The following is a 15981-nucleotide window of genomic DNA, read 5'->3' as shown; positions in this document are numbered from 1 at the left end:
GTAAAGGGTCGACATATTTTGACATTTATAATTGAGGTGATTGGAATAGATGATTTCTCCCTTTTTCAAAAAGAAAGAAACAGCCGATAAGCAGCAGAGGCCAAATATGGTTCAAAAGATGCAAATTTCTGAGGAGCCTGAAATCGAAACAGAGATCGTGGATGTCGTAGAGCAGCCTGTGGGCATGATTTCGACAGGTAAAGCGCAGCTCGATAAGAAATCGCTTGATTTGATTTTTGCTGTGGAGCAGATGATTCAGGCCAGACAGCATGCCGAGACGAACATACATGAGCTTCAGGATCGCCTTACGCATACGAACGGGCATGTGGAACGGCTCAACCGTGATATTAAGAATCTCAGCAAGGTCATTGACGAGAGAGAGAAGAACGTTATGGAGCTGGAAAAGAAACTGATCGAAAAGAATCTGAAGGTTGATCAGGTACTGGAAGATTACCGGGAGCTTCAGGCATCCTTGTCTACCGAAATTGACGAGCTCAAGAATAGCATCGATCTGGAGCAACAGAAATATGTGAATCTAGTCCAGAAGCACAATGAAGCACATGCGGAAAAACTCAAGAAAATGAATGAGCTGGAAGAGAAGATCGGGCGTCTGGAAACAGAGAATGCTCATCTGAAGCAGAAATACGACACCGTGCGGCAAGAAAAAACCTACCTCTCAAGTATGATCAGCGACTTCACCAATCGTATGTCCGTACCTTTCGGCAACACGGGTAATGAGCGCAAAGAAGGAAACGGGGACGTATAGACTCCATGTCCGCGAGTGAAACCGACAGCACGGTAATGATAGAACTATTGTCGCTTGGTAAGGGACAAGATGGTTATGAGATTGAGGTAGGCTTGACGGACGGCAATGGGTATAACATACGTATTCTTGAACTGGATGAATATACATATAGCCAATTGAATGCACTGGGCCCTTTTGACTCGGAAAGAGTGAGGTTGTCGCTTTACCCCAAATGGGACCCGTTTCGGAATATATATTACAGCACACTTATCAGAATGAAGTCTACCTTCAATGAAACGCTGTATTTTGCCTGCTCACAGTATTATGTATCTCAATTGAATGAGTTGAAAGCTATAGAACGTATTGTCCAAGCGGAGGAGACGGTGCCCGAACATCTGCAGCCGTCATTCCGAAGTGAACAGGTGAGCAGTGTGGCCGATTCTACAAAAGAGCGAGCTAAATCCGTCGTAAAGCGGCGAGTAGGCCCCGTTGTACTGCTTGCCCTAGTATGTATTCTATTGTTGTTGTCCCCCTTAAGCGTAGACCGTGCACTCTCGGTCAAGAATGAAGAGGCACTCGAACACTCTGAAATTGCAGAGCAGCCGACGGCTAGCTTTCCTGCGCCTGTGCTTCCTCAGCTAAACAATGCTCCCGACACTGTTCCGCTAACTCCCTCTGCAGAACCTGTAGTCTCTCCACAAGCCTCCCATAAGCCCCAGAAACAGGCTCTGCCAATTGAAGAGGTTGTCATAGACAAGAATAAATATACATCTAAACTGCCCAAAGGGTATGTCGCACTGTCCTTTGATGACGGGCCATCCAAGTATACTCAAGAGATCGTGGATATTCTGGTGGACCACGGCGTGAAAGCGACCTTCCTGTTCATAGGGAAAAATGCGGTGCATCATCCGGATGAGGCTAGATATGCCTTGGCCAAGGGGATGTCAATCGGCAATCATTCCTGGGATCATAGCAAGCTGACGGCGAACAGTGAAGTTGTGAACAAGGCGAATCTGGCCAAAGCTAGTCAAGCGCTGCAAAAGATTACAGGTGTGCCGATTTCTCTCTTCCGACCGCCTTATGGAGCCATAGATGCCAAGGTATCGCGTAAGGCGGCGGAGCAGCAGATGAAGGTACTTATGTGGAACCGGGACACGGAGGATTGGCGGAAGAAGGCACCGGAAGAACTGATTCAGTATTTCCATAGCGTTGATCCCTCCGGCGCGATCTTTCTCATGCATGAGAAGAAGATAACGGTGGAAGCTCTGCCTGAAATTATTGAGTATCTGAAAGCGAAGGATCTGAAATTTGTTATATTCAAATAGCAGGACATAAGAAGCGTATCCGTGAGCTAACGGATACGCTTCTATTTGTTAAGACTATTGATCCTTCAGGAACTTGACGAAGGCTAAAATTGTAAGGCAGCAGCGGTATCCACCTGCGCCGATTCCGCAGGATCGGCTGCAAGCAACTTATCATAAATGGTTTGGTCGAGATCTGCGTTTGCTCGTTTCAAGGCGGCGAGATACCAGCGAGCTATTTCGCGATTAGTAGCGTCGCTGTAATCTTCGCTCAACCCGGATTTTAAGGTGGCCGCCGCATCTTGCAACTTCCCGGTAATCATTTTCATTTTGCCAGCATTCAGTGTTATTGCCGGAGGAATAGTTAGCTGTTTCCCCTCTAGCTTCTCGGGAGGAAGTGTGTTCCAATATTCCAGATCGGCAAGAATTTGATTGTAGGCCTGGAGTCCGAAGTTTAGATTAGCCTCCATATTGTCTTCATCATCCCCCTTGAATGCAGCTAATCCCTGATCATAGGTGCGGCTGATAAGTGTACCGTACCAATCCATTTCCCAGAGATTGTTGTTGTTTAAGAGATCTGCGTAATTCTCATTGAATCCGAGCCTTAGGGTAGCCTGCGCCTTCTCCGGCTCACCGGACAACAGCTGCATTTTGCCCACGTTCAGTGCAATGGTCGGTGTGACGAGGTATGGACGTCCTTGTAATTGCTCTTGAGGCAACGTCTTCAAGTACTCCACCCCAGCCAACACCTTGGCGTAGGCTTCAAGGCCAAGGTTGAAGTACGCCTGTTTCTCAACCTCATCCCCCCGAGTGTTGGCCGCGGTCCCCATGTTCAAAGAGCGACTGATCAAGGTGTCAACCCATTTAATATCCCAGACGAAATTGTCAGCATGATCACGATACACGCCGAGGGCTAGATTACCTTGACCATTGAGGTCATAGTAATCGGCCAATTGGGTCAGTAGCTGCTTGTTGTAAGGCTCGTTTGTGAGCGCTCGTGTGACTACTTGATAGGACTCATCAAGGAATTGCTCGTTCCGAGTCTGATTAAATACCTGCTGGTCGAGAGAAGAAAGATATATTGAGGCTTCAGGGTGACCAGGGCGTTGATTCAGTGCCTTAACGAACGGTGCCTTGATTTCTTCGTATGTTTGGCTGACACGAAGTAGCTGTTTACCTTTAGCAATCGCATTGGTTGAACTGATATAACCGGCCAGAATGAATAGCAGAATGAATGAGCCTGCCCCGAGTACGGAGAAATACCCCCACCGCAGCCATTGTTTATTCCAGTTCCGTTTTAGTGGTTTGCTGTCCATCGTCACGGCCATTCCAGCCAGACCGATGAAGACCAATATGCCCATAAACGCATAGCTTAAATTGAAGTCCAGCAGACTGTGAAGCAGGATGGACAGTGCAATAATGAGATAGAAGAAGCCATTGTTGTACTCGTCTGTTTCTCTTTTTACATAAGCAATCAAATATTTGTAAACAATATAAAGAATAAAGCCCATGAATACTATAAATCCCAAAATGCCTACCTCTATCAGATACTGCAGAAAAAAATTATGCACCTGGTGACTGATATAGGGATTATTCTGGTAATGTTCATACAGTGAGGCCCAGCCTCCCCCTCCGGTACCAAGGATCGGATAGTCCTTCACAACCTTTATAGCATCCTTATAAAAGGTTATGCGCTCAAGCACACTATGCTGATTAAAGTTAATGTTCTCAAGCCGCGTCTTCATGTTGGCCGGCAGAATATTTTTCATGCTGGTGCCGATAAACAGGAAGGCTATGATTCCGGCTAACAGTAAGGAACCCAGTGGAATCCACAGTCCAGACCCTTTGCGTGAATTCAGTCTGTGCAGTTTCCCTCCCAACCAGGGTGTGGCATAACGTTGAATTAGCCAGCTTAGCACGGCAGCGATCAGAGAACCTCCAAGTAGATATCCCCATCCCTTTAAGGCGGTGGAAGAAGTGTATACCTCATTCAGCGCAATCCCTGCGTTTGTGACAGGTGCAGCAATGATTAGGGAGATGACACCAGCAATGCCAAGATGTACGATCCATAATATCTGCTGTAAGGGCTTCAGGAACAGAAGCAAGAGAATGAAGACAACGGGCAGCATGACCAGTCCCCCGCGTGATAAAGTCAGCAGAATGGACACGATGACGGGAACCAGCATAAATCCATGAGCGAGCCTAGCATATCCTTTGCGGGAACGAATCAGGGCGAATACGGCTACGAAGAGGAAGGCCATCAGGAAGGCTGCGTATGTATTGGCATATTGGAAAATGGAAGTCAGTCGCAAGCCGTTAGAGTCGGTCATCACCGCATCGTTATATTTTCCGCCGTGAACAGGTTCAGAGAACCAGCCGACCAGCTTGCCGGCCAATTCCCAGCTTCCCAGCCAGTTGAGGAGTCCGAAGGCTACAATAAAATAAGCGATAGTAAGCAGGCTGTGCTGAAGAATAATGTTTATCCGTGCCTGCTTCAACAGAAAGACTGAAATGATAAAGACCGCTGCAAACATGCTCTGGATGAACATCATATTCATAGCTGAATAGTTGGACACAGCAACCAATAAAGACAGGGTGTATGTAACCGGCAGTAGCACAGCCGCCAAAAGGATGAGATCACGCTGCTCGGTTATTTTGAATTTGCTGGCATTCAGCGCGATCCAGCCCAGCAGCATCAGGAGGCTTACCAAGACGGATATGTATAGAGATTTCTCGAAATCTCCCCTATACCCATTAAACAGACCAATCTGGAACGGGGCCCAAATCAAAAACAGAATAAGCACAATAACTAGTACCCATATTGGGCTTTCAATCTTTGGTGAACCTTTGGACTGCGCTACATTTTTACCATACACAGGTTTGGACACGTCTATAATCTCCTTTTACTGTAGATAATTGAATATTTTATCATAGTTATATTTACAAAGTCTGCTAATAAATGTTTTCTGTGTGTAATTGCTATAAATACTGCGAGTCTTATTAACCGCTCTTGTTTTAATAAAAAAAATTTGAGACAATAAATAGGCATTGTTAGCCTGGCTGGAACACGCTAGAATAGATTGGACTTTAATGTGTTGAAAAGAGGATAACCAATGAATAAAGAATCCATTTATGGATTGACTTTTGAACAACTGACGTCATGGCTACTGGAACATGGACATAAGAAATTCCGGGCCACCCAAGTGTGGGAATGGCTGTACCGGAAACGCGTCACGGACTTTGCCCAAATGACGGATGTAAATACAGACTGTATCGCACTGCTGGCTGACCACTTCGTGATTCGTACGATGGAGGAGCATGTGAAGCAGGAATCGACAGATGGAACGATCAAGTTCTTGTTCCGCCTTAAGGATGGTAACCTGATCGAGACCGTGCTCATGCGGCAGAAATATGGCTTGTCCGTCTGTGTAACTACACAAGTGGGCTGCAATATCGGCTGCAGCTTCTGCGCGAGCGGACTACTGGCGAAGAGCCGGGATCTTTCCGCTGGAGAGATTGTGGAGCAGATTATGAAGGTGCAACTGGATCTCGATAGCAAAGGAAAAGGCGAGCGGGTAAGCCATGTGGTTGTGATGGGCATCGGTGAGCCGTTCGACAACTTCAAGAATATGGTCGACTTCCTTGGGGTCATCAAGGACCATAAGGGGCTGGCGATTGCCGGAAAAGGCATCACAGTATCGACAAGTGGCCTGGCCGATAAGATCAGGGAGTTCGCTGATGCTAATCTTCAAGTGAACCTTGCCGTATCTCTGCATGCGCCTAATAATGAGCTGCGGACACGGATTATGAAGATTAACCGCGCCATTCCGCTGGAGAAATTGATGCCTGCCATCGATTATTATCTGGAGAAGACCAACCGGAGACTTACGCTGGAGTATATTCTGCTTAAGGATGTTAATGACCAGCGGGAGCAGGCGCTAGAGTTGACTGAACTGATCGGGGATCGGAAACCGCTTGTTAACGTGAACCTGATTCCATACAATCCGGTGGATGAGCACGGCCAGTATCAGAGACCGGAGCGGGAAACGGTGCGCGCGTTTTTTGATACACTCAAGAAGCAGGGCGTTAGTGTCAGCACCCGTCTGGAGCACGGAACTGATATTGATGCTGCATGCGGTCAGCTGCGCAGCAAGCAAATCAAGAAGACCAAAGAAGGCAAGTCTGCACAGGATACAGTTGCAGCCGGCTAAAATTTGGATTGCGGACGTCCCTGCGGGGACGTTTTTTTCATGCTTAAAGTCAGGCACTCTCTGTTCTCAGGAAGAAATAGGTACTGATTTATGTAGAACCTCGTTTGCCGCCCAGCCGATGTTAGGTTATGATACAGGTACGCGGCAGTTGCGAGGAAAAGAGGTTGATGGATCAGTGTTGACAGTAAAGAGCTACATAGTGGGTCAAATCAAGGACCCGTTCGGAATTATTTCCGGCAAACGATATGAGTTTATGGTTCATTTGGATATTGCGGAGGATGACGAGTTGTTTGTGGACGGCGGCGTTTCCGCACGGACCATTGTGAAGGTTGAAGATGATGTCACTAGCATCGTAAGCTACGATCTGCTGGGTACGGCAACTCACCAGCTTCTGGAGTTCGATCTGGAAGAAGATGAGGAAGCAGAGCTGCTTCAGTTCTGCAAAGAGAATCTGCCGAAAGAATAAGGCATAACGGCAGACAATTAAAAGAGCGCCCCGGGCACGATGCCCGGGGCGCTTTAACGTTAGCAGGACTTAGAGGCAGCCGCTGACATAATGATGAATTTGCCGGTTCCACCAGGGCCAGTCATGGTCCACATCTGAGCCCCAATAGTCGATACGGGCCGGGATTTGCTTGCGCTCCAGCAGATCCTGCAGTAAGTGTGTCTCCTGCAGCATCTCGTCTTCATAAGCACCCTGGCCGCAGCAAATGATGATATTGCTGTGCCTGTACTGGTTCAGGTAATAGTCATCGTGCAGCCCGGGCAGATAATCCAGTGGTGAGTTGAAATAGACAGCCTCACTGACATAATCGCCAAAGAAGTATCTTGTAGAGTAGACCCCGCTAAGGGCGATTAAGGTATCGAAATATTGCGGATAACGGAAGAAGAAATTGCCGCTGTAATAAGCGCCCATAGAGCAGCCGGAAATCAGAATACGCTGCTCGTTGCCGCCATTGTTCCATTTGCTCTGATGAAGGATGCCAGGTACCAGTTCTTGAGTAATGTATTTATCGTATTGCTCATGTCTGGCGACTCTATCCTCGATATTCCAGTGCGTAGAGAAGAAGGTCTCCTCATCGATGCTGTCGCAGGCCCAAATCTGCAATTTACCAGCATCGATAAATTCCCGGAGCGTGTTCACCATGCCGGAGTCCTCATATTGATAGAATCTGCCGAGCGAGGTGGGGAATACGAGCATAGGTTTGCCGGCATGGCCATAGATTTTATACTCCATATCACGGTTCAGAAATTGACTGTACTCTTTATGATAGCTTATCCTCATCCTCACACACCCTGTTCTTCTTGTTGGATAAAGTGGACAATCTGTCTGATCTTATCCAGATCCTCTGCACGGAACTGATAGGCGCTGTTCCCGGAGGCCCTGCTGAATACTTCCTCAATCACATTGAAATGGACGATGTTTGCGCCAAAGGCGGCCAGAATATCTTCATGGCTATAGGTATAAGTTTTGTGGTTTTTGCGGCTGGCATAACCGGTGTAGTATTTGCCGTTATAAGGACCTCCAACCTCGTTATGAACAATCATAGAGGCCCATTCCTTGTATATATCGATGTCATGAGTGTAGTTGATGGCATCCGTCATCCAGGCGCCGGGCGGCCGCATGTTGACCTCCAGCGCAATGATTCGTCCATCCTTATTCGATTTGAATAACTCGATATGGAAGAAGCGTTCACGAATATCGAAGGCCTTCAGAATACTTTTGCCAGCCTGCTCTACCTCTGGACTGACATATTTGAGGCAGAAGTAGAAGAGGTGATCATCGTTGTTGACGACGTCCATGACACTTTGCTCAAAGCGGTGGCTGGTCGCAAAACGCACGGTCCCATGAATATCAACCAGTCCATCATAGGTAAGGATAATGCCATCGATGAATTCCTCGATAATAAAAGCCACGTCCCCGGGCTTTGTTGCAAAGAAATCGTTCAGCTCTTGTTCATTGTTGATCTTGTAAGTCATGCTGGCGCCTGAGCCAAGGTCAGGTTTGACGACCAGAGGGAAATCGACGGTCTGAAGAAAGGGGTCAATGTCGGCACGGGTGGTTCCTGTGGAGAATTGCACGGTGCTTACACCGCTTTTATGGAAAAACTCTTTCATTTTGGACTTTTGCTTCAGGTTATACACAAAATCCGTTTTGGTGCCATAGATGTTGAAATCAGTTCGAATGCTGGCGTCCTGTTCCAGCCAGTATTCGTTCAGGGATTCGAAGCGGTCGATTTTGCCGTATTTGTGAGTGAAATACCCTACGGCTCGCAGAATCTCATCATAATTCTCCAGATCACCCACCTTGTAATACTCTGTAAGCGAGGTTGTCAGCTTGTCCTCCAAGTGGGCATACTCGACATCGCCAATCCCTAACACGGTTGCTCCCTGTTCGTGCAGATGGTAACAAAACTCTGTGCTGTTCTGTGGGAAGTGAGGGGAGAAAAATACAAAATTCATGATAACAACCCCTTTAGCTTAAAAGTATTAATTCCGAGTTGAATTGTATGATTTAGATTCAATCTACCAGCTTCATCCTGATCCGTCAATCCTCGGATTCACCTTGAATCCTTGCTCTGCTAGGAGAGCACGATTTTATAATCCTTAGCCAGGTATTGATGAATTCGCTTGAAATCCGCCGCTGTCAGGTCAACCAGCCGCTTATTCTTTTCCCGGCCTATAATAATTCCAATCGTTTGTGCCGCCAGCGCTGTGGTTGGCATGATTCTGGCGCTGCCGTAAGCCTTGATGGTAGCACCGACATTTTTGCCCGTCACCAGCACATTATCATAGGACTTCAGCTCGAACGAACGCAGCGGCAGACCGTAATGGTCCGGCTTGCCAAATCCGATGCCGGTTGGAATGGTCCGAGTGCCCTGCAGGTCAATCGGATAGCCTCCAATGCTGACATTATCCCAGAACATTCTGCTGCTCATGAGATCAGGGTAGTCCAGCACATATTGCGTCTCGAACCGGTTATAGTCGCGGATGTACAGATAGTCGGGGAAGCCGTTCAGCTCCGCCTTAGCGAAACCGGGAATATTGGCACGCAGGAAGCTCAGGATATGTGGTGCTTCAACACGGCCTTTGGCTACTGCACTCTGTACGGAGATGGGATCGGCAGGATTGACATCATAAATGAGCAGACCGTTGATGATGGCTTCGCCGTCCTTCTGATAGGTTACGTTCAGCCCGCGCAGCTTCAACAGGCTATTCTGGGCCTTGTACTGGTTGGTGATGTTGCTGAAGCCGGTGGCAAACTGCCAGTCTACATAGGTGTTAGGGCCGTATTTTTTGGCTACGTTGGTTAATGGATAATCATTCAGTACAGCCTGGTGCAGCTTGCCCCAGTCCACATTCTTAAAGTTCAGCATATAGGTGGCGGCCATGTAATCTGGTTTCTTACCGTTATAGATGGTCTCCATTCCCGGAATGCGCTTGCCGTTCAGCTTACCGGACAGGGCATTGAAATCTGTATTTTCCACCCAGTATCTGGAGGTGACGGTTGTTTTGGAGCCGTTCTTTAGACGATAGGTGAGGGATTGCAGGGACTTATCCTTGGCGCCGCTCACGGTGGACACCGAATCAATGGTGACTCCACTCTGCATCGGGATACCTTGGACCAATTTTTCATAATAGAGCTCGAAATCGCCTGCCTTGCGGATCTTGCCTTTCTTGTAATCGTTGAACAGGTTCTTGATCTCGCCTTGAACCAGATTCCTCTTGCTGTTGTCGTTCACATCATCGAGGAAAAACATCTGGCCTTGGAGTAACTCGCCGCCCGGGCGACTGCGCGGGTCTAGAATCATTACCTTCAATCCCTGGTTACGTGCCTCTCTGGCGAGCAGGACGCCTTGAATTTCGCTCCCAATCACAACGACATCATACTGGGGAGCTTCTGAACCAGATGCTGTAATAGCTTGAGCCTTTGAGGAGAAAGGAATAGGGGTGAGCAGCGACAGAATAAGTGCAATAAGCAGCCATCCTTGAAATTTCTTGAGCTTGCTTTCAGCCGGTTTGAGTTTCACTTGCCATACTCCTTACTGTAGTCATTTTTTGAGGCATATACCCTGGAAACGGGGAACACTCATATGACTATGGTACAGTAATTTCATTCTTTCCGGCAGACGGAAATTTCTCGTCAGGATTGGAAATATTAGATTATCATCCCGGTATAGCGTTTTCTTTTCGCAAGTTCGCTCAATATAGGTTACACTACAATAAAGGCAAGCCAAATAGGAGTTGTAGAATATGTCCAATGAAGAAGTATTGTTAACTAAAGAAGGGTTGGCCAAGCTGGAAGATGAGCTCAGAGACCTGAAGACCGTCAAGCGGAAGGAACTGGCCGCACGTCTGAAGCTGGCAATCAGCTACGGGGACTTGAAAGAGAACAGTGAATACCACTCTGCGAAGGAAGACCAGTCGTTCATGGAGACCCGGATCATGATTCTGGAGAAGATGCTGACCAAGGCCCGGATCGTGGATGAGAGCAGTGTGGATCTCTCTGTGGTTAGTGTAGGGGCGACGGTTACATTGAACGATATTGAATATGCGGAGAAAATCGACTATAAGATCGTAGGCCCAGCCGAAGCAGATGTGCTGGATAACAAGCTGTCCTATGAGAGTCCCCTGGGCAAGGAATTGCTGGGGAAGAAAATTGGTGATGTTATCCACGTCAATGCACCTGCTGGTGTCATCAAGTACGAATTGCTCGAGATTAAAATGGTATAGCCTACTCCCGGGGACTCTGGATCAGAGCTCCGGGAGTTTTGTTTTAAGGGCGTAGGGATGGCGGCGTTTCGCGAAATGGATGAAATGGTTTATTTCATGAAGACAGGGAGAAACACCCTTAAAATTTTGCTTGTAACACCTGAGCTGACCGTGTAAGATATACAAAGTATTCAATCGGAATATTCATAAAAACTCATATAATCATGGGGATATGGCCCATAAGTTTCTACCGGATGACCACTGTAATTGTCCGACTATGAGTGAAGTAGCGCATCTAGGGTTCCGCTTCTGCTGCTATGGCGAAAGAAGGGCTGGTCCAAGCGATGCGGACACTATAATGTGTTACACCACCCAGGGACAAAAACCCAGAAGGACAGATTCACTTGAGAGGAACCGCTCAAGGAGTCTGTCCTTTTTTATTTTTCAACAAGAGAAGGGGCGACGAATTTTCATTATGAAGGTACTAGAGGAACGCATTAGACAAGAGGGCTTGATTCTATCGGACAAGGTGCTGAAGGTAGATTCATTTCTGAACCATCAGGTCGATACGGAGCTGGCACTGGCGATCGGACAAGAGTTTAAGAGGATTTTCGGTCACCTGCCAATTACAAAAATACTCACGGTGGAAGCTAGCGGCATTCAGTTTGCCATGGCTGCAGGGATTGCACTGGGCGTTCCATTCATCTATGCCAAGAAAAGAAAGGCAGTCACTCTTTCCGAAGCGGTATATTCCGCTCCTGTACATTCTTTCACCCGTCAGGAAGATTACCAGATTAGCATTTCGCAAAAATATCTAGGGCCTGCGGATAAAGTACTCGTTGTCGATGACTTTCTGGCTACTGGCGCAGCGCTGGTGGGGCTGGCTGATATTATCGAGGAAGCAGGCGCAGAGCTGCTTGGCGTAGGCTGTGTGATCGAGAAGAGCTTCCAGGAAGGACGTGGGCTGCTCGAGCAGCGAGGGATCAACGTTCATTCCTTGGCCCGGATCGCTTCTATGGTACCAGGAGAGATTCATTTTATAGACAATGATTCAACCGTAGAATCACAATCAATGAAGGAGAGTGCAGGATGTTAAGCAAACAAAAGGTATTCACACTTGGGCTTCAGCATGTACTGGCGATGTATGCCGGCGCGGTCATTGTCCCGCTGATTGTGGGAGGGGCGCTGAAGCTTAACAACACACAGATGGCGTATCTGATCGCCGCCGACCTGTTCACCTGCGGGCTGGCCACACTGCTGCAGGTCATGGGCACTAAGTATTTCGGCAGCCGTCTGCCGGTCATTCTCGGCTGTACCTTTACTGCAGTAGGCCCGATCATTGCGATCTCCCTCTCCAGTAATCTGGCGACGGCCTACGGGGCCATTATTATCTCAGGCATATTCGTCGTGCTGGCAGCCCCCTTATATGGCAAGCTGCTGAAGTTCTTCCCGACCATCGTTACCGGCTCTGTCGTGACGATCATTGGTCTTTCATTAATTCCGGTAGCCATGAATAACGTGGCTGGCGGCCAAGGCAGTCCTGACTTCGGACAGCCGCGCAATCTGCTGCTGGCTTTGATTACCCTATTGGTAATTCTTATTGTTAATCGTCTGGCGACCGGCTTTCTCCGCTCGGTATCCGTGCTGGTCGGCCTGGTGGTCGGTACAGCCATCGGCTACGGTATGGGGATCGTTCATTTCTCTTCCGTAACTGAAGCTTCTTGGGTAAGCATTGCCCAGCCGTTCTACTTCGGCTGGCCGGAGTTCAATCTGACAGCGATCGTGACGATGATTATCGTGAACATCGTTAGTATGGTAGAATCCACAGGCGTCTACTTTGCCGTAGGCCGTGCAACCGATCAGAAGGTAGAGCAGAAGCAAATTGTGAACGGACTGCGTTCGGAAGGCCTTGCCATTATGCTGGGCGGGATTTTCAATGCTTTCCCTTACACTGCATTCTCCCAGAATGTCGGATTGATCTCGTTGACACGCGTGAAGACACGCAATGTTATTTTTGCCGCAGGTGGAATTATGATCGTGCTAGGTTTGCTGCCTAAGCTTGCTGCACTGACTACCGTCATTCCTAGTGCAGTGCTTGGCGGAGCCATGATCGTGATGTTTGGCTCGGTAGCTGCTTCCGGGATGTCGATTCTGTCGGAAGTGGATCTGCGTAAGGATGGTAACCTGCTGATTGCTGCATGCAGTATCGCAGTGGGTCTCGGTTCGGCTACGCTGCCGGCTATGTTCGACCAACTGCCTGAGTTTGCCAAAATGCTACTGCAGAACGGCATCGTGTCAGGTTCGTTGACCGCCATTATTCTGAATATTTTCCTGTCCAAGACCAAAGATAATGCAGTACCTACAGCGGTTTCGCAGGAAGCCCAATAAGATACGTCCATTAAGGACAGCAGAAGAGCAAGCCTATTCCGAGGCTTGCTCTTCTTTGCATGAAGTATATACTGGATTCATAACAAGAGATAGGATGGAACCTAATGAATGATAAAGTCGTGATGCCCCTATGGACCTTTTGCCTCTTTATTGTCGTGATGAACACAACGATGTTTAACGTATCGATTCCAACGATTATACAGGATCTGCAGATCACTGCCGATTTGGGTTCATGGGTGATTTCCAGCTATTCAATCGGATATGCGTTGTCTACAGTGATATACAGCCGACTGTCGGATCTGGTGCCGATCCGCAGGCTGCTTACCGTGGGCCTGATTACGCTTGGGCTGGCTTCGGTCTTCGGACTATTTGCACATCATTTCACGGCGCTTTTAATCACAAGAATTCTGCAGTCGGCAGGATCAGGCTCCATGGCAGGCCTCGGTCTTGTTCTGGCCAGCCGGTATGTGCCTGCCGAGCGCCGGGGCGCAGCGATTGCCATGATCTCAGCGGGGAGCGCCATGGCGTTCGGCCTCGGCCCGATTGTAGGGGGCCTTATCAGCCAATATTGGGGCTGGAACGGACTGTTCGGAGTCACCTGCCTGGTGCTGTTAGTGTTGCCGGTACTTCTTCGCCTGCTGCCCAAGGAAATGCCGCGGCAGGCGAGCTTTGATGTGCCGGGGGCTGCTCTTACGATCATTAATGCGGCCAGCTTGCTGATTGCTGTAACAAGCCAGTCTCTGATTTGGCTCGGGATCAGCATGGTTTCTTTCGTGATTCATGCACTGCATCTCAAACGGGCAAAGAGCCCGTTCATCAATCCTCAGCTACTGGGCATGCCCGGGTATGGAAAGCTGGTAACCATCGGATTCTGTATCCTGGTGTTGAATCTTGGCAACCTATTCCTGATGCCGCTCGCTCTCGCCAATCTATTCCATCAGTCGGCGCTATCAATCGGCCTGTTCATTGCCCCTGGTGCAGTCTTTTCCGCCTTCTGTACCCGCTTCGTCGGCCGCTGGATCGACCGTTATGGCAATATGCGCTTCCTGCTGATTGGGCATGCGATCATGGCCTTCACGCTGGGAGTCTTTGCGCTGGATCTTTCGGCCTCGCCAGCGATTATTCTGCTCGGCTACCTCTGTTTCTCCCCAGCCTTCTCGGCAACGATGGCATCGTTGAACAACGAGACCTCACGAATTCTTCCGCCTCAATGGATCGGGTCCGGGATGGGGCTACTGCAATTGATCCAATTCTTTGGCGGCTCGGTGTCTGTAGCCGTCTGCGGTTTACTGCTGCATGCCCAGAAGGATCTTGCTCCAGCCTTAGCGTACAAGCAAGTATATGGGGTACTGCTGGCTGTCTGTTTATGCTCTCTGGGTGTTCTGATATGGTACAGAGGGTCACGCTCAAGGAGCCAAGTCATCTCAGAAGGGAAGTGACATATTGAAGCCAACTATGAAACGAAAGCTGAGCTCTATTGCAGTAATAGCCATCAGCATGAGCGTGTTATCTGCTTGCGAAACGACTGTAAAGACTGCTATCCAAGAGCCTATTAGCCATACGGAAGCTCCGCAGGAGACAGACAGGGTGGTGCATAAGACAGGAGAGATGGCGGAGGCACAGACGCTCTATTCATTCATCTCCTCCAGACTTACTGGAGAGTACGGCGTATACACAAATCTGCTGGATACCGACCAAAAGGGCGAGGCTGCCACCGGACACGAGATCTTAAGCGAATCGGCGTCTTTGATGATGAGATATGCAGTGCTTACCGGCAACCAAGCCTTATTCGGTGCTGAGTGGGAGAAGGCAAAGAAGACATTTGATATGGAGGGCGGCTTCAGCTATCGCTTTAGTCCTAAGCTACAGAAGCAGTACCCTGTGAATGCGGCAGTGGATGATCTGCGCTTAATCGGGGCGCTGGAGGAGGCCGGAACGGCCTTTAAGGATGAGGGCTACTCGCAGGAAGCGGCGAAGTACGGGCAAAGATTTTATCATTACAATGTGAAAGACGGATATATGTACGATTTTTACGATAAAAAATACAATCTCACTAACAAGTTTGTAACTTTATGTTATATTGATATGAGTGTGTTGCAGAAATTGTCGATTCCTGTTGAGGAACGCGCCGTGCTTATGCACAACATGCAGGAAATTCAGGAGCAGGGCTATCTCTCGGATTCATTTCCGTTCTATGAGACCCGCTTTGATTATGAAACCGGCAGTTATAAATCTGAGAATATTAATACAGTAGAATCGCTGCTGACTATACTGGCCTTGTCGGAGGTCCATTTGCAGAAGCCTGCCAGCATCCGGTTTATCCGCGAGCAGGTGGAGGCGGGAACACTCTATGGTCAATATACGCGGGAAGGCACTCCGGTGAATGATATTCGTTCCACAGCGATTTATGCCATAACGGCTATGATCGGGGCGCAGCTCGCAGATGATCAACTCTACCGTACAAGTATCGAACGGATGAACGAGTTCCGTGTGCTAGATACGGGAAGTGTACTGTATGGAGGGTTCGGTGACACGGCGAGCGGACAAGCCTACTCTTTTGACAATCTGATGGCGTTGTTGGCTTACACTTACGAATAGCAAACTGTACAGAAGGAAAGGAAAC

The 15981-nt window shown here is 48.5% G+C and carries 13 protein-coding genes and 1 riboswitch; of the genes, 9 read left to right on the top strand and 4 right to left on the bottom strand.

Going from position 1 to position 15981, the window contains the following annotated elements:
• Positions 1–106 precede the first annotated feature (106 nt).
• Together HPT30_RS21600 and HPT30_RS21595 are read left to right on the top strand one after the other, a co-directional pair.
• Complete coding sequence (locus tag HPT30_RS21600) at positions 107–766, top strand: hypothetical protein (protein ID WP_246317332.1); 660 nt, start codon at positions 107–109, stop codon at positions 764–766.
• A 5-nt stretch (positions 767–771) separates the two neighbouring features.
• Complete coding sequence (locus HPT30_RS21595; protein WP_175373396.1) at positions 772–2070, top strand: polysaccharide deacetylase family protein; 1299 nt, start codon at positions 772–774, stop codon at positions 2068–2070.
• Positions 2071–2153: 83 nt separating this feature from the next.
• On the opposite strand, the gene HPT30_RS21590 is transcribed toward HPT30_RS21595, so the two are convergent.
• Entirely contained in the window at positions 2154–4934 is a 2781-nt protein-coding gene (locus tag HPT30_RS21590; protein ID WP_175373395.1) for an O-antigen ligase family protein, read from the bottom strand.
• Between the two features lie 225 nt (positions 4935–5159).
• Between HPT30_RS21590 and rlmN the strand changes: the two genes are divergently transcribed.
• Both rlmN and HPT30_RS21580 read left to right on the top strand, forming a co-directional pair.
• Positions 5160–6257, top strand: a complete 1098-nt coding sequence (gene rlmN / locus HPT30_RS21585) for a dual-specificity RNA methyltransferase RlmN (RefSeq protein ID WP_175373394.1) — start codon at positions 5160–5162, stop codon at positions 6255–6257.
• A gap of 175 nt (positions 6258–6432) precedes the next feature.
• The gene (locus tag HPT30_RS21580) at positions 6433–6723 is read left to right on the top strand and encodes a DUF6509 family protein (RefSeq protein ID WP_175373393.1); all 291 of its coding nucleotides are present in this window, start codon (positions 6433–6435) and stop codon (positions 6721–6723) included.
• A gap of 69 nt (positions 6724–6792) precedes the next feature.
• Here HPT30_RS21580 and HPT30_RS21575 read toward each other — a convergent pair whose 3' ends face one another.
• From HPT30_RS21575 to HPT30_RS21565, 3 genes are all read right to left on the bottom strand, one after another.
• A complete protein-coding gene (locus HPT30_RS21575) occupies positions 6793–7542 on the bottom strand; it encodes an esterase family protein (RefSeq protein WP_175373392.1) in 750 nt (249 codons plus the stop codon).
• Positions 7543–7544: 2 nt separating this feature from the next.
• Positions 7545–8720, bottom strand: coding sequence for an ATP-grasp domain-containing protein (locus tag HPT30_RS21570; protein WP_175373391.1), 1176 nt, complete (start codon positions 8718–8720; stop codon positions 7545–7547).
• A gap of 119 nt (positions 8721–8839) precedes the next feature.
• Positions 8840–10288: an FAD-dependent oxidoreductase gene (locus HPT30_RS21565; RefSeq protein WP_175373390.1), complete on the bottom strand. Its 1449-nt coding sequence runs from the start codon at positions 10286–10288 to the stop codon at positions 8840–8842.
• A gap of 223 nt (positions 10289–10511) precedes the next feature.
• Between HPT30_RS21565 and greA the strand changes: the two genes are divergently transcribed.
• The 5 genes from greA to HPT30_RS21540 all read left to right on the top strand — a co-directional run bounded on the left by greA (position 10512) and on the right by HPT30_RS21540 (position 15956).
• A complete protein-coding gene (greA, locus tag HPT30_RS21560) occupies positions 10512–10991 on the top strand; it encodes a transcription elongation factor GreA (RefSeq protein WP_175373389.1) in 480 nt (159 codons plus the stop codon).
• Between the two features lie 173 nt (positions 10992–11164).
• A riboswitch (purine riboswitch) is annotated at positions 11165–11268 on the top strand.
• Between the two features lie 177 nt (positions 11269–11445).
• Positions 11446–12066 (top strand): xanthine phosphoribosyltransferase, encoded by a 621-nt coding sequence (locus tag HPT30_RS21555; protein ID WP_175373388.1) that lies wholly within the window; start codon positions 11446–11448, stop codon positions 12064–12066.
• Complete coding sequence (locus tag HPT30_RS21550) at positions 12060–13358, top strand: nucleobase:cation symporter-2 family protein (protein ID WP_066378253.1); 1299 nt, start codon at positions 12060–12062, stop codon at positions 13356–13358. Before HPT30_RS21555 ends, HPT30_RS21550 begins: the two co-directional genes overlap by 7 nt.
• A 104-nt stretch (positions 13359–13462) precedes the next feature.
• On the top strand, positions 13463–14797 hold the full coding sequence (locus tag HPT30_RS21545; RefSeq protein ID WP_175373387.1) for an MFS transporter: 1335 nt from the start codon (positions 13463–13465) through the stop codon (positions 14795–14797).
• Between the two features lie 4 nt (positions 14798–14801).
• Positions 14802–15956, top strand: a complete 1155-nt coding sequence (locus HPT30_RS21540) for a glycosyl hydrolase family 8 (RefSeq protein ID WP_246317330.1) — start codon at positions 14802–14804, stop codon at positions 15954–15956.
• The last annotated feature ends 25 nt before the right edge of the window (positions 15957–15981 follow it).

This window comes from Paenibacillus agri (assembly GCF_013359945.1).
Lineage (GTDB): Bacteria > Bacillota > Bacilli > Paenibacillales > Paenibacillaceae > Paenibacillus_AQ > Paenibacillus_AQ agri.
The sequence above is the reverse complement of the archived record's forward strand: the minus strand, read 5'-3'. Positions and strand labels throughout refer to the sequence as shown.

Coding starts and splice junctions, on each gene's coding strand:
- HPT30_RS21595 (WP_175373396.1), top strand. CDS start 772: ATGTCCGCGAGTGAAACCGACAGCACGGTAATGATAGAACTATTGTCG.
- HPT30_RS21600 (WP_246317332.1), top strand. CDS start 107: ATGGTTCAAAAGATGCAAATTTCTGAGGAGCCTGAAATCGAAACAGAG.
- HPT30_RS21575 (WP_175373392.1), bottom strand. CDS start 7,542: ATGAGGATAAGCTATCATAAAGAGTACAGTCAATTTCTGAACCGTGAT.
- HPT30_RS21570 (WP_175373391.1), bottom strand. CDS start 8,720: ATGAATTTTGTATTTTTCTCCCCTCACTTCCCACAGAACAGCACAGAG.
- rlmN (WP_175373394.1), top strand. CDS start 5,160: ATGAATAAAGAATCCATTTATGGATTGACTTTTGAACAACTGACGTCA.
- HPT30_RS21545 (WP_175373387.1), top strand. CDS start 13,463: ATGAATGATAAAGTCGTGATGCCCCTATGGACCTTTTGCCTCTTTATT.
- HPT30_RS21550 (WP_066378253.1), top strand. CDS start 12,060: ATGTTAAGCAAACAAAAGGTATTCACACTTGGGCTTCAGCATGTACTG.
- greA (WP_175373389.1), top strand. CDS start 10,512: ATGTCCAATGAAGAAGTATTGTTAACTAAAGAAGGGTTGGCCAAGCTG.
- HPT30_RS21555 (WP_175373388.1), top strand. CDS start 11,446: ATGAAGGTACTAGAGGAACGCATTAGACAAGAGGGCTTGATTCTATCG.